19 protein-coding genes are annotated in these 24,719 nt (G+C 45.9%); 16 read left to right on the forward strand and 3 right to left on the reverse strand.

The genetic code is table 11. From position 1 onward, the window contains the following. The first annotated feature begins 238 nt into the window (after positions 1 to 238). Both recB and recD read left to right on the forward strand, forming a co-directional pair. A complete protein-coding gene (gene recB, locus EJ063_RS12555) occupies positions 239 to 3,856 on the forward strand; it encodes an exodeoxyribonuclease V subunit beta (RefSeq protein ID WP_126574625.1) in 3,618 nt (1,205 codons plus the stop codon). Beyond that, complete coding sequence (recD, locus tag EJ063_RS12560) at positions 3,856 to 5,988, forward strand: exodeoxyribonuclease V subunit alpha (RefSeq protein ID WP_126574626.1); 2,133 nt, start codon at positions 3,856 to 3,858, stop codon at positions 5,986 to 5,988. The genes recB and recD overlap by 1 nt, the downstream gene beginning before the upstream one ends. A 21-nt stretch (positions 5,989 to 6,009) precedes the next feature. On the opposite strand, the gene EJ063_RS12565 is transcribed toward recD, so the two are convergent. Both EJ063_RS12565 and argA read right to left on the reverse strand, forming a co-directional pair. Then, positions 6,010 to 6,189 carry a hypothetical protein gene (locus tag EJ063_RS12565; protein ID WP_126574627.1) on the reverse strand — a complete coding sequence of 60 codons (180 nt, stop codon included), beginning with the start codon at positions 6,187 to 6,189 and terminating at the stop codon, positions 6,010 to 6,012. Positions 6,190 to 6,418: 229 nt separating this feature from the next. Next, positions 6,419 to 7,756 carry an amino-acid N-acetyltransferase gene (argA, locus tag EJ063_RS12570; protein WP_126574628.1) on the reverse strand — a complete coding sequence of 446 codons (1,338 nt, stop codon included), beginning with the start codon at positions 7,754 to 7,756 and terminating at the stop codon, positions 6,419 to 6,421. Between the two features lie 95 nt (positions 7,757 to 7,851). Here argA and EJ063_RS12575 point away from each other — a divergent pair, with 95 nt between their 5' ends. The 14 genes from EJ063_RS12575 (at position 7,852) to EJ063_RS12640 (ending at position 23,356) form a co-directional block, all read left to right on the forward strand. Next, positions 7,852 to 8,376, forward strand: a complete 525-nt coding sequence (locus tag EJ063_RS12575) for a DUF2850 domain-containing protein (RefSeq protein WP_126574629.1) — start codon at positions 7,852 to 7,854, stop codon at positions 8,374 to 8,376. A gap of 79 nt (positions 8,377 to 8,455) precedes the next feature. Further along, positions 8,456 to 9,559 carry a murein transglycosylase A gene (gene mltA / locus EJ063_RS12580; protein ID WP_126574630.1) on the forward strand — a complete coding sequence of 368 codons (1,104 nt, stop codon included), beginning with the start codon at positions 8,456 to 8,458 and terminating at the stop codon, positions 9,557 to 9,559. Positions 9,560 to 9,636: 77 nt separating this feature from the next. Continuing rightward, the gene (tcdA, locus tag EJ063_RS12585) at positions 9,637 to 10,446 is read left to right on the forward strand and encodes a tRNA cyclic N6-threonylcarbamoyladenosine(37) synthase TcdA (RefSeq protein ID WP_126574631.1); all 810 of its coding nucleotides are present in this window, start codon (positions 9,637 to 9,639) and stop codon (positions 10,444 to 10,446) included. Between the two features lie 17 nt (positions 10,447 to 10,463). Then, positions 10,464 to 10,910: a cysteine desulfurase sulfur acceptor subunit CsdE gene (gene csdE / locus EJ063_RS12590; RefSeq protein ID WP_126574632.1), complete on the forward strand. Its 447-nt coding sequence runs from the start codon at positions 10,464 to 10,466 to the stop codon at positions 10,908 to 10,910. Between the two features lie 160 nt (positions 10,911 to 11,070). Continuing rightward, positions 11,071 to 13,386 carry a diguanylate cyclase gene (locus EJ063_RS12595; protein ID WP_126574633.1) on the forward strand — a complete coding sequence of 772 codons (2,316 nt, stop codon included), beginning with the start codon at positions 11,071 to 11,073 and terminating at the stop codon, positions 13,384 to 13,386. Between the two features lie 116 nt (positions 13,387 to 13,502). Then, positions 13,503 to 14,627, forward strand: a complete 1,125-nt coding sequence (gene rlmN / locus EJ063_RS12600; RefSeq protein ID WP_126574634.1) for a dual-specificity RNA methyltransferase RlmN — start codon at positions 13,503 to 13,505, stop codon at positions 14,625 to 14,627. Positions 14,628 to 14,950: 323 nt separating this feature from the next. Then, positions 14,951 to 15,919 (forward strand): cytoskeleton protein RodZ, encoded by a 969-nt coding sequence (gene rodZ, locus EJ063_RS12605; protein ID WP_126574635.1) that lies wholly within the window; start codon positions 14,951 to 14,953, stop codon positions 15,917 to 15,919. Between the two features lie 9 nt (positions 15,920 to 15,928). Next, positions 15,929 to 17,047: a flavodoxin-dependent (E)-4-hydroxy-3-methylbut-2-enyl-diphosphate synthase gene (ispG, locus tag EJ063_RS12610; protein ID WP_126574636.1), complete on the forward strand. Its 1,119-nt coding sequence runs from the start codon at positions 15,929 to 15,931 to the stop codon at positions 17,045 to 17,047. A gap of 45 nt (positions 17,048 to 17,092) precedes the next feature. Further along, the gene (gene hisS, locus EJ063_RS12615) at positions 17,093 to 18,361 is read left to right on the forward strand and encodes a histidine--tRNA ligase (RefSeq protein WP_126574637.1); all 1,269 of its coding nucleotides are present in this window, start codon (positions 17,093 to 17,095) and stop codon (positions 18,359 to 18,361) included. Between the two features lie 57 nt (positions 18,362 to 18,418). After that, positions 18,419 to 19,033: a YfgM family protein gene (locus EJ063_RS12620; protein ID WP_126574638.1), complete on the forward strand. Its 615-nt coding sequence runs from the start codon at positions 18,419 to 18,421 to the stop codon at positions 19,031 to 19,033. 9 nt (positions 19,034 to 19,042) lie between these two features. Continuing rightward, on the forward strand, positions 19,043 to 20,203 hold the full coding sequence (bamB, locus tag EJ063_RS12625; RefSeq protein WP_126574639.1) for an outer membrane protein assembly factor BamB: 1,161 nt from the start codon (positions 19,043 to 19,045) through the stop codon (positions 20,201 to 20,203). A 169-nt stretch (positions 20,204 to 20,372) separates the two neighbouring features. Continuing rightward, positions 20,373 to 21,860, forward strand: a complete 1,488-nt coding sequence (gene der, locus EJ063_RS12630) for a ribosome biogenesis GTPase Der (RefSeq protein ID WP_126574640.1) — start codon at positions 20,373 to 20,375, stop codon at positions 21,858 to 21,860. Between the two features lie 83 nt (positions 21,861 to 21,943). After that, positions 21,944 to 22,813, forward strand: coding sequence for an alanyl-tRNA editing protein (locus EJ063_RS12635; RefSeq protein ID WP_126574641.1), 870 nt, complete (start codon positions 21,944 to 21,946; stop codon positions 22,811 to 22,813). A 321-nt stretch (positions 22,814 to 23,134) separates the two neighbouring features. Continuing rightward, the gene (locus EJ063_RS12640; protein WP_126574642.1) at positions 23,135 to 23,356 is read left to right on the forward strand and encodes a zinc ribbon domain-containing protein; all 222 of its coding nucleotides are present in this window, start codon (positions 23,135 to 23,137) and stop codon (positions 23,354 to 23,356) included. On the opposite strand, the gene xseA is transcribed toward EJ063_RS12640, so the two are convergent. Beyond that, positions 23,349 to 24,671: an exodeoxyribonuclease VII large subunit gene (gene xseA / locus EJ063_RS12645; RefSeq protein ID WP_126574643.1), complete on the reverse strand. Its 1,323-nt coding sequence runs from the start codon at positions 24,669 to 24,671 to the stop codon at positions 23,349 to 23,351. The genes EJ063_RS12640 and xseA overlap by 8 nt on opposite strands. Positions 24,672 to 24,719 lie beyond the last annotated feature (48 nt).

A 24,719-nucleotide genomic window follows, 5' to 3' on the forward strand; every position in this document is an offset into this window, starting at 1 on the left:
TCATTATAGTGTAGGGCGTTCGCTGTACGGCCACAGGTCAGAGGGACCATGATTAGGTTGGTTTGTTGCAGTGAGTACTGCTCAACACGTGGGGCGCATACTAACGGTTAGAATAATATTCTGCTGTGAGAGGGATCTCATAAAGCCCTCAGTTTTAAAGCAATTTTATTTATAAGTCTCATTTTTAAGCGGTGATCACATTTGATTGACCGCTTTACACTCTAAGGACATTATTTCTATGACAGCATCGTCAATGGTAACTCCGCTAAATACCATGACTTTTCCTTTGCATGGTGCACGATTGATCGAGGCGTCTGCGGGTACGGGTAAGACATTTACCATCGCAGGCTTATACCTAAGATTGCTTTTGGGTCACGGTAGTCCTGAAACTCAGCACCAAGTGCCATTGACGGTGGATCAGATTCTGGTGGTGACCTTTACGGAAGCTGCAACCGCAGAACTTAGAGATCGTATTCGTGCACGTATTCATGATGCTCGATTAGCGTTTGCTCGTGGAAAAAGCAGCGACCCTGTCATTAAGCCTTTGCTGGAAGAAATCAGTGATCATAAGCAAGCGGCAGACATCCTACTGCAAGCGGAAAGGCAGATGGACGAAGCGGCAGTGTATACCATTCATGGTTTCTGTCAGCGCATGCTTACGCAAAATGCCTTTGAATCAGGCAGCCGTTTCAACAACGAATTTGTCACCGATGAAAGCCACTTAAAAGCGCAAATTGTTGCGGATTACTGGCGACGCAACTTCTATACGTTACCGTTAAATTTGGCTGGCGAAGTGCGCCGACTTTGGAATGCACCAGCGAATCTGTTGGCGGATATTTCAAATTACCTGACGGGCTCTCCGCTAACGCTTTCAGTAGCGGCAATGAGTGGTAGCCTGAGCGACTTGCATCAGGAGAATCTTGGCAAAATCGATCAATTGAAAGCCCTGTGGCGTGAGCATCAAGACGATTTCTTAGCGTTGATCAGTGAATCAGATGTGAATAAACGCAGCTACACCAAAAAGTCACTGCCGACGTGGTTAGAGGCGGTGTCGCTATGGGCTGCGACAGAAACCACAGGTTATGATTACCCTGATAAGCTGGAAAAATTCGCTCAGAACGTATTGATAGAAAAAACGCCGAAAGGCACCGCGCCTCAGCATGCTGTTTTTAGTGCGATAGAAGATTTCTTAGCAGCGCCGATTAGCCTAAAAGCGCCAATCTTGGCTCATGCTATCGAGCATTGTCGAGATATGCTGGCTAAAGCGAAACAGCAAAAGCAGTGGCTCTCTTTTGATGACCTACTAACCAACCTATCTGCGGCGATTGACCAAGATGAAAGTGAACTGCTAACTGAACGGATCCGACACCTTTATCCGGTGGCTATGATCGATGAATTCCAAGATACCGACCCTCTGCAATACAGCATTTTTAGCCGTATCTACCTAAATAATCCTGAATGTGGTTTGTTCATGATCGGCGATCCAAAACAGGCGATTTATGGTTTCCGTGGCGCCGATATCTTTACTTACATCAAAGCGAGAAATCAGGTTTCTTCGCATTTCACGCTAGGCACTAACTGGCGTTCCAGTGCAGATATGGTGGCCGCGGTTAACCAAGTGTTTGAGTTGCCACAAAGCCCATTCATCTATGATCAGGACATCCCATTTTTGCCGGTTGCTCACAGCCCGAATGCTGAAAAACGCATTTGGACTATGGCAGGCCAAAAACAACCAGCCCTGACTTACTGGCTGCAAGATGCTGATGATAAGCCGTTGCCGAAAGGGGAATATCAGAAAGCAATGACCAAGGCTACCGCTGATCAAATCCAGCAGATTCTTGAATCAGCGCAAAACGAGCAAGCTCATTTTAATGATGGTAAAAAAGAGCACGCTATCCAAGCCGGTGATATTGCGGTCTTGGTGCGAACGGGTAGTGAAGGTCGCATGATCAAAGAAGCGTTGGCCAAACAAGGCATTGCCAGCGTTTACTTATCGAACCGAGATAGTGTCTTTACCTCGCTAGTTGCCAAAGACATTCAGCGTCTATTACAAGCGGTGCTTACCCCAGAAAATGATCGCGCCTTGAGAGCAAGTTTAGCCTCAGAAATGTTCGCTTTGAATGCGGGAACACTCGACAAGCTCAACAATGATGAAAATGAGTGGGAAACTGCCATTAATGAGTTTAAGGATTACCGTAAACTTTGGACTCAGAGAGGCGTTCTGCCAATGCTGCGCTCAGTGATGAGTAAACGACACATTGCAGAACGTCTTTTAGAAGAAGAAGGTGGTGAACGAGCGCTGACGGACTTGATGCACATTGGCGAACTGTTACAGCAAGCGAGCCAAGAATTAGACAGTGACCACGGTTTACTTCGTTGGTTAGCTCAAGCGATCAGCGATGCTGAAAACGGTTTTGGTGGGAGCGAAGATCAGATTCAGCGTTTGGAGTCAGAGCGTAACCTTGTGCAGATCGTAACTATTCATAAATCCAAAGGCTTGGAATACGATTTGGTGTTCTTGCCGTTTGTACTCAGTTACCGAGAAGCGAGTGAAGCTAAGTATTACGACGCCAATCAAGATAAAACCATCTTAGACATTACCGCTCAAGATGCGTCGTTGGCTCAGGCGGATAAAGAGCGCCTAGCAGAAGACTTGCGTCTGATTTATGTGGCATTAACTCGTGCGGTTTACGGTTGTTTTATTGGCGCTGCGCCTCTGCGAAATGGCCGTTCGACTAAAGAGCCAACCGGTGTACATCACAGTGCGATGGGTTACTTACTCCAAGATGGCCAGCAAGGCGGAATTAGCGATTTGACCATGGCGATCCAAAAGCATGTCGATGGCTGTTCGAGTGTTGCTTTGGCTTCGCTGCCAGAAGAACAAAGCGATCTGTTTGCGGTACTGTCAGAAGATCAGCCTACCTTATCGGCAAGAGAGTTGAGCAATGAAATTGACCGCAACTGGCGTATTACCAGTTATTCAGGCTTGATTAAGCAAGGCTCTCATCACAATGATGATGCGTTTAATGACCTGATGCATTTGGATATCGACTCTTCTGAAGAGAGCAGTGAAGAGGAGTTGTCAGAGCCTGAACCATCAATCTTTACCTTCCCACGAGGGGCTCGCCCGGGTACGTTCTTGCACACCCTATTTGAAGAAGTTGAGTTCACGCAGCCGGCAACCAGTGAAGAGAACACCGCGATCATTGCCTCCTTGCTAGAAAGTGAGCAGCTGGATGAACTTTGGCTGCCAGTCTTACAGCAGCTGGTGGACACCGTACTTGCAACGCCGTTAGATGGCAAACAGCTTCGCTTGAATGACAAAGGGCCAAGTCAGCGTCTAGTCGAGATGGAGTTTTTACTGCCGATTGAAGTGTTAGCAGCGCCTGCATTAAACCGTGTTATTCAAAGGCACGACACTTTGTCTGCGCAAGCGGGCGATCTTGGTTTTTATCCTGTGCAAGGGATGCTGAAAGGCTTCATCGACTTGGTGTTTGAGCATCAAGGTAAATACTACGTGCTGGACTGGAAATCGAACCATCTGGGTGACGAAGTTGAGTACTATCACGGCCAAGCACTGAAGAATGCGATGGCGGATCACCGTTACGATCTGCAATATCAAATTTATGCGCTCGCTCTGCACCGATTCTTACGCAGCCGAATGGCCGATTACGACTATGAGCAACATTTTGGTGGAGTTTACTATCTGTTCTTGAGAGGCATGGATGGAGAAAGTGAGCATGGCATCTTCTCTGCCAAACCAAGTCTTGAGTTCTTAGAAGACATGGACAAATTAATCGATGGTCACTCGATAGAGACAAAACACAATAGCGCAGGCCAGATGGAGTTACTTTAATGTTAGCGAACCCTACTTCAGAGATGTTACTCACGACGCTTAAGCAATTAGCGATTAAAGGCGCTATCCGACAGCTCGATTACCAGTTCGCCCGTTTTATCACTTCGCAGTCCAGTGATGAGCAATTGGGCTTTATTGCTGGTGTGGTCAGCAGCGAACTAGGCAAAGGGCATATCTGTTTACCTCTGTTTGATCGCCAAGGTCAGCCCTGTGATTTAGCCGCCAAACTCGGCTTGTTCGGTGAGTCTGCGTTAGCGCTGAATGAATCATTACTCAAAGTGAATTGGGTAGAGAAGCTCAATCAAGCTGATTTAGTTGGCGGTGGCGGTGAATCCTTACCACTTATTTTTGATGGTCAGCGTCTGTATTTGCACCGTTATTGGCACTATGAAGTGACGTTGGCAGAGCGTTTAAATAGCTTTGGGTCACCCATGATCCTAAAGCCTGATGAAGTGCAAAATCTATCACAGCATTTGGATCACCTCTTTGCTCGAAACTATCGCTACCTTTATGAAGGGATTAATAAAGCCCGCCAGCAAGGTCAGTTAGATATGGGGCTTTGCCAACGTACGGTATGTGACCATTTGGATGTTGTGGCCGAAGATAAACTCGATTGGCCTACCATAGGCCAAAAGCTATTAGATGCGAAAACCATCGAGCAGTTTAAGGTGCTTGATGAACTAGTCCCACTTTCGGCCTGTGTTAACTGGCAGAAGGTGGCAGCGGCGGTTGCTCTGACTCGTAAGTTTGCCGTTATTTCTGGTGGGCCGGGTACGGGTAAAACAACCACGGTAACCAAATTACTGGCGGCGTTAATTGAACAAGCGACAGCTCACGGTGAGCAGCCGACTATCAAGTTGGTGGCTCCAACGGGTAAGGCAGCAGCGCGTTTAACAGAGTCGATTGGTAAAGCGGTTTCTGAGCTTGCGGTTTCCGATGAGCTTAAAGCATCTATTCCAACCGATGCGAGTACCTTGCACCGATTACTAGGCGCAATTCCGAACAGTGCTGAATTTAGACATAACCGTGAAAACCCTCTCCACCTTGATATTTTGGTGGTCGACGAAGCCTCCATGGTCGATTTGCCTATGATGTACAAATTGGTTGATGCGATGCCCAAGCACGCAAGATTGATTTTATTGGGTGATAAAGACCAACTGGCTTCGGTAGAGGCTGGCGCAGTGCTTGGGGATATTTGCTCGTTCAATCATGTTGGGTTCAGTCACGGACAAGCTGCTCAGGTAGCGAAACTGACGGGCTATGAGTCACTGGCATACAGCACGAATAGCCAAGCGACGATTGCTGATAGCTTATGTATGCTGAAAAAGAGTTATCGTTTTGATGCTCGCTCAGGGATTGGGCAGTTGTCAAAAGCCGTCAATAATGGCTCGGCTCAAGCGGTGGATGGCGTTTTTAATCGGCCACTAGAAGATATCGCTCGCTTTCCTATTGATAGCCATCATTACAATCAGCTTATTCAAACCTTGGTATCAGAGTACAGCCACTACTTGAAACGTATTGACCACGTGCAGAGCAATCCAAACACCAACGAAGAAGAAACGCAGCAGCAAAAAGCAAAAGCGGTACTTGATGAGTTTGCTCGTTGCCGTTTGTTATGTGCGATTCGTGAAGGTGACTTTGGCGTTAAAGGTTTGAATCATCGTATTGAAAGAGCCTTAGCAGCTCGTAAGCTGATTCAAACGCAAGATGAGCTTTGGTATCACGGCCGTCCTGTAATGGTCTCGCGTAACGACTATGCTTTGGGGCTGTATAATGGTGATATCGGCATTTGTATGCGAGATCACTCAGAAGGCGAACCACGCTTGAAAGTGTACTTTGAGTTACCGGATGGCAGTGTCAAAGCTGTACTACCTAGTCGAGTGCCAGAACATGAAACCGCTTATGCGATGACTATTCACAAATCTCAGGGCAGCGAGTTCGAACATACACTGATGATCTTACCGCCTGATTTTACGCCAATTCTAACTCGAGAACTGATTTATACCGGGATTACACGTGCGAAAAAACGTCTAAGCTTATTTGCCGATGATCGAGTAATGAAGCGAGGAATTAAAGTTCAAACAGAACGAGCGAGTGGGCTGGTGGAGCGATTGAAAGTGAGTAGTCGATAACCATCCCTGGTTATCGGGTTCTTAACACAGTGCAGCAGAGAATGAGATACTGCGAATGCGGTATTTCTCTTTGTAGTTAAGAATAAATGCTTTTAAGCCTTCAGTAACAGGGAACACACAGTGGACATCTAGATCTTCTAGTAATTCATTGTCTGCCATGTCCCAAAAACTCTGTACTGAATTACAGATGATTTTCTTCATCGATAGTTTGCTCTTAGTGACGTTGTCTGTAACCTCAAGCAATCCTTGCGACTGAGCCGTTCGAGTGTTCGAACGTGCCTAGTAGAGAAATGATCCTATCAGCTTCCAATGAGAAACATAGTGCTTATCATTGAAAGCCTAAATATTAACCAATCGAGAGCAGAAAGGAAAGTCAGCATTTTCTCGAGTTCGTTAATTTTTTATCATGAAAGCGAAAAAATGCACAAAATCAGAGCTTGAGTGTCAAAATCTTCGATTTACGCTGATAGTTGTATAAGTTCTGTTTATGCGAGGGAAGAGAGTTCACGTCCATCTCATGGAAGCCTTGCTCTCTAAACCAATGTAAGCTGTGAGTTGTGAGGACAAAGATGTATTCAATACCTTGTGCTTTTGATTGCAGTCGCATGTGATTAAGCAGAAGCAAACCTCTGTTACCATCTCGATACTCTGGATGGATCGCCACACAAGCCATTTCCGCCATACGTTCTTCTGGATAAGGATAAAGCGCCGCACAACCGATGATCAGACCATCTTTTTCAATGATGGTGAATTGATGAATCTCTTGCTCTAGTTGTTCACGAGAGCGGCGGACCAACACACCTTGCTCTTCAAGAGGGTGAATCAAGTCTAAGATCCCGCCAATATCGTCTATCCCTGCGACCCTGACCTGCTCAGCACTGGCTTCGACAATTTGCGTACCGATACCATCGAGTGAGAAGAGTTCTTGAACCAAGGCGCCATCGACTTTGTAGCTGATCAAGTGACTACGTGGCACGCCCGCACGACATGCAGCCGTCGCGGCTCGTAAGAATCGAAGTGTTCCAGAAGAGTTTGCTATGTCGTCTTCGGCTTGGCTTTCCAATCTTGATAAAATCTTCTCTGCGTCTTTAGGGAACAACTCGGCGACTGCGTTGCCATTCTCATCAATGATTCCTTGCTCAGAACAAAAACCAATCAGCTTGTCAGCTTTAAGTTTGATCGCCACTTGTGTCGCCACTTCCTCGGAAAGCAGATTAAATGACTCACCGGTAACAGAGCTCGCAATAGGACCAAGCAAGACAATCGAACCTTGGTTAAGCATGCGGTTGATGCCATCGGTATCGATACGGCGAATGCGGCCACTGTGACAATAGTCGATGCCATCATCGATGCCTAAAGGCTGAGAGATAACAAAGTTACCGCTGACGACATTCAGTTGTGTTCCAGCCATCGGCGTATTGCTCAGGCTCATGGAAAGCTGGGCAGTAATAGACAGTTGCAGTTGCCCGGCGGCTTGCATTACATAATTGAGAGAGGTTTCGTCAGTGACTCGAATCCCTTTGTGATAAGGCGTACTGTGTTGATTCTGTTCAAACAGACGATTAATTTGTGGACGCGCTCCATGAACTAAGACAATTTTCACACCTAAACTATGCAGCAAAGCAAGGTCACTGATAATATTGGAAAAGTTTCCATCGGCAACGGCTTCACCGCCTAGCATCACGACCATGGTTTTATCTCTATGGGCGTTGACGTAAGGAGCGGATTGTCTAAATCCTTTAACAAGAGCGGTACTACGAATCTTCACACTTACTTCCATTTAGTGAATTTATATACACTTATAGTGCGATTTTATTCTACATGCGGCAAGTGTTTTTTATTTGCCCATGGAAAACTGAGTCGATGAAGTGTAAAGTCCACTCTGAAATAAACGGGTTATCATTCTGTTTGTTGGTGCATTTGTCGCAATTTTCCCTTTTTTGGCACACACTTAATATCTCTAATGGCACTCTAGAGTACACTGGTACAGCGAACGTGAGTACGAAATCAAACGGAAACAACAAACTGATCGAACGCACCTTTTTGATAGGCTCGATCATTGCAGCTATCACAGCGGTGATGTTAGGCGGTCAATTGTACGACTACTATCTTGAAAAGACTTACCCTAAATCAGAACTTTATGGTCGATGGGTTGAGCAAGACGTTGCCTTTTATGCAGCCAATGAATTTGTCCTTAATGGCGCAGGTGTTTCTGTGGATGGCGGTGTCGTCGCCACTCAATTTCATTGGGATGGCACCTACCTTAAATTTAACGTAGGGGGTAAAGAGCATCGCTTTCAAGCACTGAATGAAGCGTTTACTGAGATGAAGCAGATCTCTGAACTGAATTACCAGCCGGTTTATCGTGTCAGAGAAATCCAAAAATAACAGTCATTAACCACTGGTTGATTGCGAAATATTGCTAAGTTTGTCATGCTCATAGCATCGCTTGAAAGGGAACAAACCAGTGTTCAAAAAATATCTTCCTATTGCAGCCGCATCACTTCTTTTTGGCTGTGCACAACCAACGGACCGCGCCCAGCAATACAACGGCGAAGAGTTTACTAATATCCTTAATAAATCGGTGACGGTCGCGTCCGATAAGCCTCGAGATTTCACCGAATTTCATCGTCAGGCAGAGCAAGTTGTCGAAAACTCGCCGTCAATGGCTAACCTCTATCAACCGCTTTATGAAAAGCTTAATGAGTGGGTACTGCAAAGTGGTGACCCTAGCGAGTTGGCAAATTTTGATATTCAAGCGGCTCAGCTTGGCGGTGGCGACAAAAAAGGTAATGTCCTATTTACTGGCTATTTTTCTCCGGTGATGGAACTGCGTCACGAGCCAAATGAAAAATTCAAATATCCAGTGTATGCAAAGCCTGATTGTGAGGGCGATTGCCCAACACGTGCGCAGATCTATGATGGTGCATTAGATGGGCTTGGGTTAGAGCTTGGCTATGCGGCTAACATGATTGATCCATTCTTGATGGAAGTGCAGGGCAGTGGCTTTGTTCATTTTGAAGATGATGACACGTTAGAGTATTTCGCTTACGGCGGTAAGAACAACAAAGCTTATGTGAGTATTGGCCGAGTGCTGATTGAACGAGAGCTTGTCTCGCGTGAAAAGATGTCGATGAAAGCCATTAAAGAGTGGGTGCTTGCCAACGATGAAGCAACAGTGCGAGAACTTCTAGAGCAAAACCCATCGTTTGTCTTCTTTGCTCCACGTGCAGATGCACCAGTAACAGGGTCTGCAGGTATTCCATTATTGCCAATGGCGTCAGTGGCGGGCGATCGCTCTATCTTTCCAATGGGAACGCCGATTCTAGCCGAAGTTCCTCTGCTTAACCCAGACGGCACATGGAGTGGTGCACACCAACTTCGTTTGTTGATCGTGTTAGATACTGGTGGAGCAGTGAAGCAAAACCACCTAGACCTTTACCATGGTATGGGGCCAAGAGCAGGTACGGAAGCTGGCCATTACAAACACTTTGGTCGAGTGTGGAAGTTAGGGCTTGATGGCTCGGCAACACAAGCGCCTTGGGCATTGCCTCCTGAGAAGCTACAATAGACCTTCTAATCTAGACATTTGAATAAAGAGTGCGTATAAATCGCACTCTTTGTTTTTGTACCAAGCGGAAAATCAATATGCGTGAACTCGACACTCCAGCTTCTGATAACTACAACCAGCGTTTTGGTGGTACTCGCCGCCTGTATGGGAATAGCGAAGTAGAGATCCTTCGTGCAGCACACGTGTGTGTGATCGGTATTGGTGGTGTTGGCTCTTGGGCGGTTGAAGCACTGGCTCGTACCGGCGTGGGTGAGCTTACTTTGATTGATATGGACGATGTGTGTGTGACTAACATTAACCGTCAAATCCATGCAATGTCAGGCACGGTTGGTCAGAGCAAAATCGAAGTGATGGCAGAACGCGTTAAGCTGATTAATCCGGAATGTAAGGTTAATTTAATTGATGATTTTATCACGCCTGACAATCAGCATGAGTACCTAAGCAAAGAGTACGATTACGTGCTAGATGCCATCGACAGTGTGAAAGCCAAAGCCTCTTTATTGGCTTACTGCCGCAGTAACAAAATTAAAGTGATTACGACCGGTGGCGCAGGTGGTCAAATTGATCCTACCCAAATTAAAGTGGCGGATCTCACCAAGACAATCCAAGATCCATTAGCGAAGAAAATCAAAGATACGTTGCGTCGTCATCATAACTTCCCAACTAACCCAGCGCGTAAGTTTGGTATCGATTGTGTCTTTTCAACGGAGCAGCTGAAATACCCTCAGCCAGATGGCAGTGTTTGTGGGGTCAAATCAACGGCGGAAGGTCCAAAGCGTATGGACTGTGCGAGTGGTTTTGGTGCTGCAACCGTAGTTACTGCGACATTCGGTTTTGTGGCTGTCTCGCGCATTGTTGAAAAGCTGATTCAGAAATACAGTAACTAACAGAGGTTAAGAAGAGTATGTCACCGTTTCCTCAATCTCCATTTGGTATTGATATTACCGCTGAAGATATCGTTGCGACCATGCAGAACTTCAAAGGCTGGGAAGATCGCTATCGCCAAGTGATCCAATGGGGTAAAAAGCTGCCTAAAATGTCAGATGATCTGAAATCTGAGCAAGTCACGGTATCGGGTTGCGAAAGCTTAGTGTGGTTAGTGAGCGAGCAAGTTGGGGATAAGTGGTTCTTCTGTGCAGACTCTGATGCACGCATTGTACGCGGGTTGATTGCCTTAGTGATGGCCGCTTTTGATGGTAAGACGAGTGAAGAGATTCAAACGTTTGACGTTGAGGCTTATTTTGAAAAACTTGGTTTGATTGCCCATCTTAGCCCTTCACGTGGAAATGGGTTAAAAGCGATAGTGGAGCAAATTCAAGCGATTACCACTCCAGAGCCTCCTTCAAAGTAAACTTATTTATATGCAGCCCGTTTTAATTCGGGCTGTTTCAATTCGGCTATTTTCTTAAACGTCTTCCTAATAAATTTCATTTATACAGCATAAAAAACTTTGCTCACATTTATATAGTATGTCATTCTGCGCGTGTTAGAGAGTAAGATGAGCAGTAGAGATGATGAAGACATTCAACAAAATTGTAGATAATGACTATATTGCTGGGATCAGTAATGTATTTATTACGCTATTGCCGGTTTCTCTGGTTTCCGCTTTTTCAACTTTGCTCGGGCAAGGTGCTAATCATTTAGGTTACCCAACTTTATCTTATTGGTTGAGCCGCAGTGGCTCGGCGATGTTGGAGCTATTCCCTGTTCTTTTGGTGGTGTATTACTCGCAATTTTTAGCGTCGAAACACCAACTCCAGAGAGTGATGGTGATCATTCCTACCGTGTTCCTTTACTTTACCGTCAGTGAAAACTGGGGAATGTCGTCAGAGTTACTTTCGTTACCAAGCAACTATTTATTGGCCATCATTTTCCCTATCTTTAGTTGCTTGATGATCAATGCTTTCTATCGCGGCTTGCCCAAGTACAAAAACACCACTCGCAATTTATTAGAAGAGTCACTTCATACGGTGTGGGTGTGCTTGTTCGTTATCGCGGCGTTTATCGTCGTATGTAGTGCTACCAGTGTGGTATTGGCAAAAGGGCCTGATGTGAATATCCAGTTGCCAACTCTTGATCCTCATTCCATCGTGGATGGCGTCATCTACGAGGTGGTCAGAAATCTTTTATGGGTGTTTGGCCTAAATGGTCACCTGGTTCTTGCTGCCTATAAGCAAGAGTTATTTCAACTCTCCAACCAGGCAATTGAAAGTTATCGCCTTTATGGGGAGGCTATGCCGATCTTAAGCAGTAGCTTTTATGATATTTATGCGGGTATCGGTGGGGCAGGCAATACACTCTGTCTAGCGCTTAGCATGCTTCTTTTCAGCAAAAAGGGGACGCATCGTAAACTGGCACTAGCGGTTCTCCCTCTGGGGATTTTCAATATTAATGAGCCGATCATCTATGGCTTGCCTATCATGTTTAACCCGATCTTGATCATTCCATTCTTACTAACGCCCGTGATCTCGCTTGTGATTGCCTTCTCAGCGATCACCATTGGGTTAGTTCCTGTCGTTTCTGAAACCATCAACTGGATGACCCCAGTCTTTTTGAGTGGCTACTTGGCGACTGAAGGGGCATTTGCACCGGTGCTGCTTCAATTTGTATTGGTTTGTGTGGGTATTGCAATCTATACACCGTTTCTTCGAGCGATGAATAGCAAGCAAATGCAAAAGTCGAAAGAAAAAGTCTTTATCTATGATTTGATTGGTTTGCAGGCTCAGCGAAACGAACTCAAGCATGCTCATTCGCTGCATCAAAATTTAGATCTTATCAATGCCATCGGTGAAAGGCTGAGTACCAGTGACTCGATGGATAAACCTGCGATGGATATTTTCCGAGATATGCAGGATGTCATTCAGTGTGATGCGTTTGCCATTGGCTTGTTTGATAAAGAGACAAATCACGTTCATTACCACCAGTTCATTACCGCAGATGAGCAAGTACCCCCATTCTCGGTTGATTGTAATGACATCAATTCGCTCACTGCGCTGTGTGTGAAAGACAAGCAAGCATTTTTTGAGAACAGCCTATCTCAGCAGGCGCTAGCAAATAAGCTTGGCAAACCCAAAGAACAGGTAAAAATCATTGGTACTCATAACCGAGGCTCGATCTCTGTTATTTATGCTCCCATTGAACTTAATGGTGAGTTACTTGGAGTGGTAACCTGCCAATCTCAAGAAGGGGAAGAGTACAAAGAATTTCACTTCTCCTTGTTTAAGCAGCTCGCCAGTTACCTAGCTGTGGGCTTGAAGAATCTGCAGCAGCGCGAGCAGCTCAATAAACAGAAGCAAGAATTACATAAATTGGCGACGACCGATCCACTGACTCAGCTCTACAATCGTCAGAGCTTGTCGCAATTGATGATGGAAAGTCGCAAACAAATCTGCGCAGAGCAGTCTCTTGGCATGGTTTTGATTGATATAGATTACTTCAAACAATACAACGATTCCTATGGTCATATTCCGGGCGATAAGCTGCTGACCCGTTTGGCTGAACTGTTTCAAGAGCTATTTACCGAACCAGAATGCAAGGTCATTCGGTATGGTGGCGATGAAGTGCTTATCTTAGTTAACCACACTGAACAACGATGGTTAGCTCAGAAACTGGCTCAACTCAAAGAGCGTTTAGCACAGGTTGAGATTGAGAATCAGGAATCACCGTTTGGTTGCGTTACGCTGTCTGTTGGCGCGGTACTCTTTAGCGATGCTCAACCTAGCGACAGTGAAATGATCCACCGTGTTGATGAAGTGCTTTATCAAGTAAAAAGGTCAGGAAGAAACAATTATTTAGTCGTGCAGGCGCAAAAAAAAGCTTTTGCTTAACCGCGTATTTTCCGGTAACAACTAAAATTAACAAAACGGTGCCAGCCCTTGTTGTTACTGCACAAAGGCTGTACAATTCGCGCCCTTAATTACTGTTCCGTTGTTTGAGAGGTCACATGACTACTGAAAAAATCAATCTACTCGACTTTGATCGTCAAGGTATGCGTAAGTTTTTTGCCGAAGAGCTTGGTGAAAAAGCATTCCGTGCAGATCAAGTTATGAAGTGGATCTACCATTTCGGTGTCGATAACTTCGACAATATGACGAACATTAACAAGAAGCTACGTGAAAAACTGCTGCATCGTTGTGAGATTAAAGCACCGACGGTTGCAGAAGCGCAGCACTCTTCAGATGGCACGATTAAGTGGGCCATGAAGGTCGGTGATCAAGACGTTGAAACGGTTTACATCCCAGAAGATGACCGTGCAACGCTGTGTGTCTCTTCGCAAGTTGGTTGTGCTCTAGAATGTAAGTTCTGCTCAACGGCGCAACAAGGCTTCAACCGCAATCTGAAAGTGTCTGAAATCATTGGTCAGGTGTGGCGCGCTGCACGTGAAGTTGGTCTAGAGAAAGAGACAGGTCGTCGTCCTATTACTAACATCGTAATGATGGGTATGGGTGAGCCACTTCTAAATATGAAGAACTTGATCCCTGCACTCGAGCTTATGCTTGATGATCTGGCTTTCGGCCTGTCTAAACGTCGTGTAACGGTATCAACATCGGGTGTGGTCTCTGGTCTTGATCAGATGACGGGTAAAATCGATGTTGCACTGGCGATTTCTCTACACGCGCCAAACGATGAGTTGCGTAGCCAAATCATGCCGATTAACGACCGTTGGGATATCCAAGACTTTTTGGCGTCGGTTCGCCGCTACATTGAATCTTCAAACGCAAACCGCGGCAAAGTAACCGTAGAGTACGTGTTACTGGATCATGTTAACGATGACATGGACCACGCTCGTGAACTTGCGGAGTTAATGAAAGATACGCCTTGTAAGATCAACTTGATTCCATTTAACCCATACCCGGGTTCACCATACAAGAAGCCAAGTAACTCACGTATTGACCGTTTCCAGAAGACATTGATGCAATACGATCACACTGTGACCGTTCGTAAAACGCGTGGCGATGACATTGATGCAGCTTGTGGTCAGCTAGTGGGCGACGTAATTGACCGAACTAAGCGAACGGCCATGAATCGTGCCGCGAAAGGCGAAACAATCGATGTAAAAGCGGTCTAATTCAGACCCTCACAAATCTTAAAGCCAGAGCCTAGCTCTGGCTTTTTCGTTACATCCTGTAGCGATATCATTGTCAAAACTATGAAAAACCTTGAGCTGCTTGTAAATTATGCGCTTTCTCTATGTTGTTTCATCTATGATATCTATTAGAATGATCGGTTAACGCTTTAGGGAAATTATCCCTGTCTATTGAGTGAAGCGTGTTAATCATCGAAAGGGTACAACCCAACCAATTTTTAAGTTTGGTTTATTAGCAAACAACGAAGAACTAATAATTAAGATGCTGAATCATCAAGCTTAAGCAACCAGAGAATTATTGAACCATGACCGACGAACAGCAAGTATCAACCAACGAGCAAGAAACGGAACAACTTCAAGCAGGAACATTATTAAAACGTAAGCGTGAAGAGCTTGGGTTGAGTCAAAAACAAATTGCTGATCGCTTACGTTTACGACCTTCCATTATCGAGAACATCGAAGAGAATAATTTTGCCTCTGATCAAGTGGCAACATTCACTCGCGGCTACCTTCGTTCTTACGCTCGCGCAGTTGGCCTTGAAGAGTCAGTTGTGTTGTGTGCGCTTGACGGCTGTGAAGAGACAAAGCCAGAAGAGCAAGAGATGAAAAGTTTTTCTCGCAAAACAAATCGCGAGAAGCATGATAGCCGCATTATGACGCTCACTTGGGGTATTTTTGCGGTGATTGCGGGTATCTCATCGGTGTGGTGGTGGCAAAACCAAGAAACCAGTATGGTCGATTTGATCAGTGAAACTGAACAAGAGCGTCAAATCGAACAGCTCCAAGCCAGCGAGCCTGAACTCGACTTCACTACGTTAGAAGCGCCTGAGTCCCCAGTGACGGCGACAGATAGCAACATTGAAGAAATCATCGAAGCAGAAGCGGCGCAAACCACAGAGCCTTCGATCAGCACAGAGATCATTGCAGAATCGGTTGAAGCTCAAGCCAAAGAAACTGCGGCTATCGAAGTATCTCAACCAGAACCTGTTGCTGAAATTACCGAACCTCAAGAGCAAGATAAACCGGTAGAAGTGGTTAAAAACCTATTAACCATGTCATTTAGTGATGACTGCTGGATTCAAGTCAAAGACTCATCTGGAAAAACGCTGTCGACTGGCGTTAAAAAAGCAGGCCAAAGCCTAGAGTTGAGTGGAAATATGCCTTATAGCGTTATTTTAGGCGCGCCTGAAAACGTTTCCATGACATTAGCGAGTGAACCTGTGGACCTTTCTGGGTATACTTCAGGCAAAGTAGCTAGATTTAACTTACCTTAGAGATTACCAATGCAATACGAATCCCCTATTAAACGTCGTCCATCGACTCGTATCTACGTGGGCGATGTGCCTATTGGTGATGGCGCACCAATTACCGTTCAGTCAATGACAAACACGAGAACAACAGACGTAGCCGCGACTGTTGCACAGATTAAAGCGCTGGAAAATGTCGGTGCAGACATCGTTCGAGTGTCGGTTCCAACCATGGATGCGGCAGAAGCGTTCAAACAGATTAAGCAGCAAGTGAATATCCCTCTCGTAGCGGACATTCACTTTGACTATCGTATTGCGTTGAAAGTAGCAGAATACGGTGTGGATTGTTTGCGTATTAACCCAGGTAACATTGGTAACGAAGAGCGTATTCGTTCTGTTGTTGACTGCGCGCGCGACAAAAACATCCCAATTCGTATCGGTGTGAATGGCGGCTCTCTGGAGAAAGACATCCAGATGAAATATGGCGAGCCAACACCAGCAGCGTTAGTTGAATCCGCGATGCGCCATGTCGATATCCTAGACCGTCTTAACTTTGACCAGTTCAAAGTGAGTGTGAAAGCGTCTGATGTATTCCTAGCGGTTGACTCATACCGCTTGCTTGCGAAAAAAATCGACCAACCGTTACACCTTGGTATCACTGAGGCTGGTGGTGCTCGCGCAGGTGCGGTCAAGTCATCGGTTGGCTTGGGGATGCTTCTTGCGGAAGGTATTGGCGATACGCTGCGTATCTCTCTTGCTGCAGATCCGGTTGAAGAGATCAAAGTCGGTTTCGATATCCTGAAATCACTGCGTATTCGCTCACGCGGTATTAACTTTATTGCGTGCCCAAGTTGTTCACGTCAAGAGTTTGATGTGATTGGTACTGTTAACGCATTAGAACAACGCCTTGAAGATGTTATCACGCCAATGGATGTCTCGATCATCGGTTGTGTAGTGAATGGCCCAGGTGAAGCAGAAGTCTCTCATTTAGGTCTAGCAGGCAGTAACAAGAAGAGCGCTTTTTATGAAGACGGTAAACGTCAGAAAGAGCGTTTCGATAACAACGATTTAGTGGATCAGCTTGAAGCGAAGATCCGCGCAAAAGCTTCAACCTTAGATGAAGCCAACCGAATCGAAGTGAAAGTACAAGATTAATCTCAACGTAACCCAATTACGTTAACCATTTTACGGTAGAAAACTGTGGCAAAGAAAATTCAAGCAATCCGAGGTATGAACGACTGCCTTCCAACTCAATCTCCATTGTGGCAAAAACTAGAAAACGCAGTGAAAAGTACCGTGAGTGCATACGGCTACAACGAAGTGCGCATGCCAATCGTTGAAGAGACAAACCTATTCAGCCGTGCTGTTGGTGAAGAAACTGACGTCGTTTCAAAAGAAATGTACACCTTTGACGACCGTAATGGCGATAGCCTAACGCTGCGTCCTGAAGGTACAGCGGGTTGTGTACGTGCGTGTATTCAAAATAGTCTGATCAACCGTGACGAACAGCGTCTATGGTACATGGGTCCAATGTTCCGCCACGAACGCCCTCAAAAAGGTCGTTACCGTCAATTCCACCAATGTGGTGTTGAGGTGTTTGGTCTAAATGGCCCTGACGTTGATGCTGAACTGATTATGATGACAGCGCGTCTATGGCGTGAGCTAGGCATCAATGAACATGTTCGTCTTGAGCTTAACTCTATCGGTTCTCAAGAAGATCGCGCAGACTACCGTACTGCATTGGTTGCATTCCTTGAGCAACACATCGACGTGCTAGACGAGGACTGTAAGCGTCGTATGCACACTAACCCTCTGCGTGTTCTAGATACGAAGAACCCTGATGTTCAGGCTATTTTAGGTGATGCACCTCGTCTTTCTGACTACCTAGGTGAAGAATCTAAAGCACACTTCGCAGGTCTATGTGAACTTTTAGACGCTGCAGGTATCGAATACACAGTTAACGAGCGTTTAGTTCGTGGCCTAGATTACTACAACCGCACGGTATTTGAGTGGATCACGGAAAGCCTAGGTGCACAAGGCACAGTATGTGGCGGTGGTCGTTACGACGGTCTTGTAGAGCAGCTAGGTGGCCAAGCGACACCAGCAGTGGGTTTTGCAATGGGTCTAGAGCGTCTAGTTCTAATGCTAGAAACTCTCGAGCTGACAGATGTACGCCGCAGCGTTGATGTTTACATGGTAACGGCAGGCGAAGGCACGATGATGGCTGGCATGAAGTTAGCTGAATCTCTACGTGCACAAGTACCTGGTCTACGTGTGATGAGCCACTTTGGCGGCGGTAACTTCAAGAAGCAGTTCAAGCGTGCTGATAAAGTAGGTGCAGCAGTCGCACTTGTTCTTGGTGAGAACGAAGTGGCAGACAACACCGTTGTACTGAAAGATCTGATTGGCGGGACTCAAGAGACATTGAGCCAAGCAGACGCTATCGCTAAACTGGCTGAATTGGTTTAATTTTTTGATTTTTGAGTGGCAGTTTCGGCTGCCATTTTTGATGTAAGAGGACAGGAAGTGGAACTCTACGATTCTGAAGAACAACAAGTAGAAGCAATCAAAGATTGGTGGAAAGAGAACGGCAAAGCAGTCATTTTGGGTGCGGTTGTTGGTTTAGGCGGCCTATTTGGCTGGCGTTACTACCAAGATTCAGTGACAGCAGCTCAAGAAGCGGCGTCAGAAAGCTACACAAAAGCGGTTCAAGCATTAGCTGAACAAGGCGCTTCAGCTGAAGGTGACATCCAAGCCTTCATTGATGGCAATAAAGAAACAGAATACGCAGTACTAGCGGCACTTCAGTTAGCGAAAGCACAGGTAGAAGCTGGCAATTTTGATGAAGCACTCGCACAACTTGAGTGGGCGAAATCATCAACTAAAGATGCGGCAGTTTCTTCGGTTGTGAACTACCGCCTAGCACGCTTAAAAGCGGAACAAGGTGAGTTTGATGCAGCAGTATCTGAGCTAGCAAACATTACAGATGAAAGCTGGGCAGGCCGTGTTGCAGAACTGAAAGGTGACATCCTACTACGCAAAGGTGACGAACAAGCGGCTTACGCAGCGTACACTGAAGCGCAGCAATCTGGTGATGCAAGCCAGACGCTACAAATGAAATTGGACGATCTAGCCAAGTAAGGGCATAGCATGAAGAATATGCTGAAAAAAGCGCTCACTGCGGCGGCGTTGGCCGGTATTCTTGCAGGTTGTGCTAGCGAAGAAGACACCATCATCATGGCACCGGTACCTGTTGTGCAAAGCGAGTTTACGCCAAGCACACAGTGGAGCACATCGGTGGGTAACGGTGTTTCTCAATACTATTCAAAGCTGACGCCTGAATACGCATACGGCAAGGTATTTGTCGCTAGCCGTGATGGTGAGATCAAAGCTCTGGATCCTGAAACGGGTAAAACCTTATGGGAAGCAGAGATTGAATCTGATGTTTCTGCTCGCTTGTCTGGTGGTATTGTTGCCGCTTACGGTCAGCTCTTTATCGGTAGCGAAAATGGTCGTGTTTTTGCGTTCAATGAAGAGACGGGTGAAGAAAACTGGATGGCCGAAGTTGATGGCGAAGTTCTCACTTCTCCAGCGACAGATAGCAACTTAGTGATTGTTCATACTAACAGCGGCATGCTGATTGCGCTTGACCAAAGCACGGGTGAAAGCAAATGGACGATCAGCACTGAAGTACCAAACCTAACGTTGCGTGGCAATAGTACGCCTGCTCCGGCTTCTGGCGGTGTTTTCTGGGGTACAGCAAATGGTCGTCTTGCTGCGGCAATCGTAGAGCGTGGTCAGCTTATTTGGCAGCAGCCAATTGGTATGCCTCAAGGTGCGACTGAAATTGACCGTCTTGTTGATGTTGACGCCTCTCCTCTGATTTTAGGTGGCAACCTTTACATCATTGGTTATAACGGCCAGTTGACCGCGATTGATTTGCGTTCGGGTAAACCAATTTGGAAACGCGCGTTCTCTTCAGCAACCGATCTCGCTAGCGACGGCAGCCGAATCTTTATCGTGACAGAGCAAGATCATTTGGTTGCTTTCGATGCTCGTAGCGGTACTGAGCTATGGAGCAATGACCAATTGGAATATCGATTGCTGACGGCACCTACGGTCATTGAGCAATACTTAGTGGTTGGTGATAGCGAAGGTTACCTGCACTGGATCGATCGCAGTAGCGGTGAATTCGTTGCACAACAAGAAGTGAACAGCAGCGGTTTTGCGGTTTCACCAATTGTTGTACCTGGTGGTTACGTATTGACGACACGCAATGGCGATGTAAAGAAACTGACGATCAGCGAATAGTTTCGTGATACAATTCACATTCGGCTCCTCGCTGGTAACAGTTGGGAGCCGTTTGTTTGTTTTAGAACCCCCAAAGTTACATGTGGTTATAGGTAAAGCGCTCATAAAGTGGACTCTGCTGAGTTGTTACCTATAACTACATAAAGAAAAGAATATTGTAGAGGTTATTATGGTACCTGTTGTTGCTCTAGTCGGGCGTCCTAACGTTGGTAAATCAACGTTATTTAACCGATTGACTCGTACACGCGACGCATTGGTTGCGGACTTCCCTGGATTAACTCGTGACCGTAAGTATGGCCAAGCGAAGCTTGGTGAACACGAATTCATTGTGATCGATACCGGCGGTATTGATGGTACAGAAGAAGGCGTAGAAACGAAAATGGCTGAACAGTCGCTAGCGGCGATTGATGAAGCTGATGTTGTGCTATTTATGGTTGATGGCCGTGCGGGTCTAACGCCATCTGATGAAGCGATTGCTCAACACTTACGTAAACTTGAGAAACCATCAATGCTTGTTGTAAACAAAGTTGATGGTATCGATGCTGACGCAGCAAGTGCTGATTTCTGGCAGCTTGGCGTTGAGGATATGTACCAAATCGCGGCTGCACACGGCCGTGGCGTTACTGCACTTATCGATCTAGCGCTTAACCCATTTGCGGAAAAGCTGATTGAAGAGAGCAAAGGTGAACTCAACGATCTGACTGGCATCGAAGATGCAGAAGAAGAGAAGCTTGATTACACCGAAGAAGAAGCTGAACAAGAGTTCACACGTCTTCAAGACCAGCCAATTAAACTGGCGATTATCGGTCGTCCAAACGTAGGTAAATCGACGCTAACAAACCGTATTCTTGGTGAAGAACGTGTGGTTGTTTACGATATGCCAGGAACGACTCGTGACTCTATCTACATTCCAATGGAACGTGATGGTCGTGAGTATGTATTGATTGATACCGCAGGTGTTCGTCGCCGTACACGTATCAACGAAACAGTTGAAAAGTTCTCAGTAGTTAAAACGCTAAAAGCCGTAGAAGACGCGAACGTGGTTCTATTGGTGATTGATGCGCGTGAGAACATTTCAGATCAAGACTTAAGTTTGCTTGGTTTTGCCCTGAATGCGGGTCGCTCGATTGTTATCGCAGTGAACAAGTGGGATGGCCTGGACACAGATGTGAAAGAGCACGTGAAGAAAGAACTTGATCGCCGTTTAGGCTTCGTTGACTTTGCACGTATTCACTTCATCTCTGCACTGCACGGTACAGGTGTTGGTCACCTATTCGAATCAGTACAAGAGGCTTACAAGTCAGCAACGACTCGTGTTGGTACTTCTGTTCTGACTCGCATCATGAAGATGGCAACAGACGATCACCAACCGCCAATGGTTCGTGGCCGCCGAGTGAAGCTTAAATATGCTCACGCTGGTGGTTACAACCCACCAATCGTTGTTATCCACGGTAACCAGGTGAACGACCTACCAGATTCATACAAGCGCTACCTAATGAACTATTACCGTAAATCATTAGAAATCATGGGTACGCCAATTCGAATTATCTTCCAGAACAGCGATAACCCGTTCGAAGGTAAATCAAACAAGATGACATTGTCTCAAGAGCGTAAACGTAAGCGTTTGATGAGCATGATGAAAAATCGTAAAGACTAATTGTTAGGGTACACTGACAAGTAGAGTTAATTGATAAGAAGCGCCTAGTTTGACTATGGCGCTTTTTTTATAGGAAATAAGTAATGCAAGTGACACCAACCATCACTCAATTTTGCCACAACGTATGGCAGCTCGAATCTACCATTCAACTGGTTCAACAAGGCAGTGAACATCTCCACGTAGTAACGGAAGTCACACCATTTCACCCGGTAAGCCACATTTGGCCTGATCATCCAGCGGACAAAGGCACACTAAACGACCACGTTGTCTTAGATTGCCAAGTTGGCGCAGTGGAGAACGCTACAGGTGAGCTATATGTCGGACAAGCAATCCCTGTAAAAAGAGATGAGGAAGGGTGGAGTTTTGTCGTGGTTCACTGCTTAAACAAGGAAGCTTCTTCACTGACTGTCGGTGAGCAAGTGACCCTGAATGTTGATAAAGCTTATCAGCTGTCTTTGAGTCGTGGACACAGTGCCGGACACCTGGCTTATTTAGCACTGAATAAAGTCCTGACGAAAGAAGGCTACTGGCGCAAAGATGCTGACCGTAAAGATCCCCATGGCAATTATGACTTTAACAGCTATGCGCAAGTCACTAGCTTTGTGACGCCAGATAAGTGCTTAGATACGTATCGACTAGGGAAAACTCTGCGTAAACGTGGTTTAAACAGTGGTGACATGCTGGAACAGCTGCCTGCCATTGAACAGTTAACCAATCAACAATTGGTGGCGTGGCTGTCTATTGATTCACCGATAGAAGTTGATTGCCATGGAGAAAAGCTAACGGACTCTAGATACTGGTCATGTGACCTTAATGAGGGGCAGAAAGTGGTGCTTCCATGTGGAGGTACGCATGCAACATCGCTATCTGATTACCAATCGATTGAGGTGAGATTGGTTCAAATTGATGCAAACAACATTGAAATGCACACCGATGTAAAAGCAGCTCAATAGATAAGATCTTTTTTATAATATATCGCAAGTGTGGGTTTTTATTGTTTTAGTGGAGTTTTGTGTTGTTTAAATTCCAAATACAGAATATGTAACTTATGCTTTCGGTGTGTGGTTATATAAATGTTCTTTTAGGGGGTGATCGCTGATCACTTGGTATTTTGCCGATGATCAGAGTTTGATCTTTTCGCAAGGGCGCCAATGAATAGGAAGTACGCAAAGCTTTAGGTTAATGGCGACAGACTCTATCGCTTGATAAAGATCATAGTAACTTTAGCACAGCGAGCTAAAGTGAAAGCAAAGGTATAACACAAAGACAATATTATGAACGAGAACAACTGTCCAATCTGTGAAGATGAGTTGAGCTGGAAAGGTGAATATCACTGCGACAGCTGTGATGAAAGCTTTAAGAAGGTCGGTTTCTGCCCTGAATGCGAAGCGGAACTAGAGAAACTCCAGGCATGTGGGGCAGCGAATTATTTTTGTAATGCTTGCAATGAGTTGAAATCAAAGTCCAAAGTGCGTTTTGAATTTCAACCTAGTTAACAGTAGAACGAATTTCACCATCGGCTAAACGGGTGACCAATGTGTCGCCCGTTTTTACATCTGTCGCTTTGGTCAGGACTTGGCCTTGCTCGGTCTGAGAGATCGAATAGCCGCGCTTTAGAGTGGCAAGCGGACTAACGGTATCGAGTTTCTCTGCGGCAAGCGCCAGTTTATGACGCGTATTGAGCAACTTACGATCCATGGCATCTAACAGCTTTTGCTCTAGGCGTTGTAGCTGAGACTTTTGCTCTGAAAGACGTTTGACAGGCGAGTTAAGCTCTAAGCGATATTGTTGACGCTCGACTTTTTGTACTCGTGAAGATAAGTAGCGTTCCATAGATCGTTGCAAACGCAGTTCTAACTCATCAAGCTGCTGAGTCTGGCGTTGTAACTGATAGCTAGGGTGTTGACGTTCTAAACGATGCAGCAATAGAGCATTACTACGTTTTTGCTCGCTCATGTAGAAACGCATCGCACTGAGTAGTTTGTTCTGTCGGCTCGCAAGCGCTTGATCTTTATGGCTATTGTCTCGGCTTACTAACTCCGCGGCAGCCGATGGCGTTGGGGCACGCATATCCGCGACAAAATCAGCAATAGTCACATCCACTTCATGGCCGACGGCGCTGATGATTGGAATTTGGCTAGCGGCGATCGTGCGGGCTAAAATCTCGTTATTAAAACACCATAAATCTTCTAATGAACCACCGCCACGGCCAACGATTAATACATCACATTCATTGCGACTGTTCGCACACCCAATCGCTTGAGCAATTTGGATTGCAGCCTCTTCACCCTGAACCATAGTAGGGTAAACCACGACAGGTAAAGAAGGATCACGGCGTTTCAATACGTCTAAAATGTCGTAAAGCGCAGCGCCAGTCTTAGAAGTAATGACACCGACACATTTAGGGTGCTCTGGTAATGACTTCTTGTTGGTTTGAGCAAACAACCCTTCACCTGCCAGCTTCATTTTGAGTTCGTCAAATTGCTGCTGCAGTCGACCATCGCCTTCTGGTTGCATACTTTCAATGATCAGCTGATAGTCACCGCGAGGTTCGTATAAAGAGAGGCGAGCTTTAACTAAGACTTGATTGCCGTTCTGAGGCTTAAAGGTGACTCGGCGGTTGTTGCCACGGAACATGGCACACTTAACTTGAGCGCGAGAATCTTTAAGCGTGAGATACCAGTGACCGGATACGGGTGCAGAAAAGTTGGAGATTTCACCGACAAGCCAAACAATACCCATTTCATTTTCAAGAAGCAGTCGAACCTCTGAATTGAGGCGAGAAACAGTAAAGATGTTTGGATTGGTCATAGAGGCGCTATCTTAAAGGAGGTCTTTCGTGCGAATCTCACAGGGCGT

Source organism: Vibrio aquaticus (genome assembly GCF_003970385.1).
Taxonomy (GTDB): domain Bacteria; phylum Pseudomonadota; class Gammaproteobacteria; order Enterobacterales; family Vibrionaceae; genus Vibrio; species Vibrio aquaticus.

Bases quoted from the DNA above. Each gene is read 5' to 3' on its own strand.
- recB (WP_126574625.1), top strand. From the start codon at position 239: ATGACAGCATCGTCAATGGTAACTCCGCTAAATACCATGACTTTTCCT.
- bamB (WP_126574639.1), top strand. From the start codon at position 19,043: ATGAAGAATATGCTGAAAAAAGCGCTCACTGCGGCGGCGTTGGCCGGT.
- tcdA (WP_126574631.1), top strand. From the start codon at position 9,637: ATGCGTGAACTCGACACTCCAGCTTCTGATAACTACAACCAGCGTTTT.
- rlmN (WP_126574634.1), top strand. From the start codon at position 13,503: ATGACTACTGAAAAAATCAATCTACTCGACTTTGATCGTCAAGGTATG.
- EJ063_RS12635 (WP_126574641.1), top strand. From the start codon at position 21,944: ATGCAAGTGACACCAACCATCACTCAATTTTGCCACAACGTATGGCAG.
- EJ063_RS12575 (WP_126574629.1), top strand. From the start codon at position 7,852: ATGAAGTGTAAAGTCCACTCTGAAATAAACGGGTTATCATTCTGTTTG.
- rodZ (WP_126574635.1), top strand. From the start codon at position 14,951: ATGACCGACGAACAGCAAGTATCAACCAACGAGCAAGAAACGGAACAA.
- EJ063_RS12640 (WP_126574642.1), top strand. From the start codon at position 23,135: ATGAACGAGAACAACTGTCCAATCTGTGAAGATGAGTTGAGCTGGAAA.
- EJ063_RS12565 (WP_126574627.1), bottom strand. From the start codon at position 6,189: ATGAAGAAAATCATCTGTAATTCAGTACAGAGTTTTTGGGACATGGCA.
- EJ063_RS12595 (WP_126574633.1), top strand. From the start codon at position 11,071: ATGATGAAGACATTCAACAAAATTGTAGATAATGACTATATTGCTGGG.
- der (WP_126574640.1), top strand. From the start codon at position 20,373: ATGGTACCTGTTGTTGCTCTAGTCGGGCGTCCTAACGTTGGTAAATCA.
- recD (WP_126574626.1), top strand. From the start codon at position 3,856: ATGTTAGCGAACCCTACTTCAGAGATGTTACTCACGACGCTTAAGCAA.
- ispG (WP_126574636.1), top strand. From the start codon at position 15,929: ATGCAATACGAATCCCCTATTAAACGTCGTCCATCGACTCGTATCTAC.
- xseA (WP_126574643.1), bottom strand. From the start codon at position 24,671: ATGACCAATCCAAACATCTTTACTGTTTCTCGCCTCAATTCAGAGGTT.
- csdE (WP_126574632.1), top strand. From the start codon at position 10,464: ATGTCACCGTTTCCTCAATCTCCATTTGGTATTGATATTACCGCTGAA.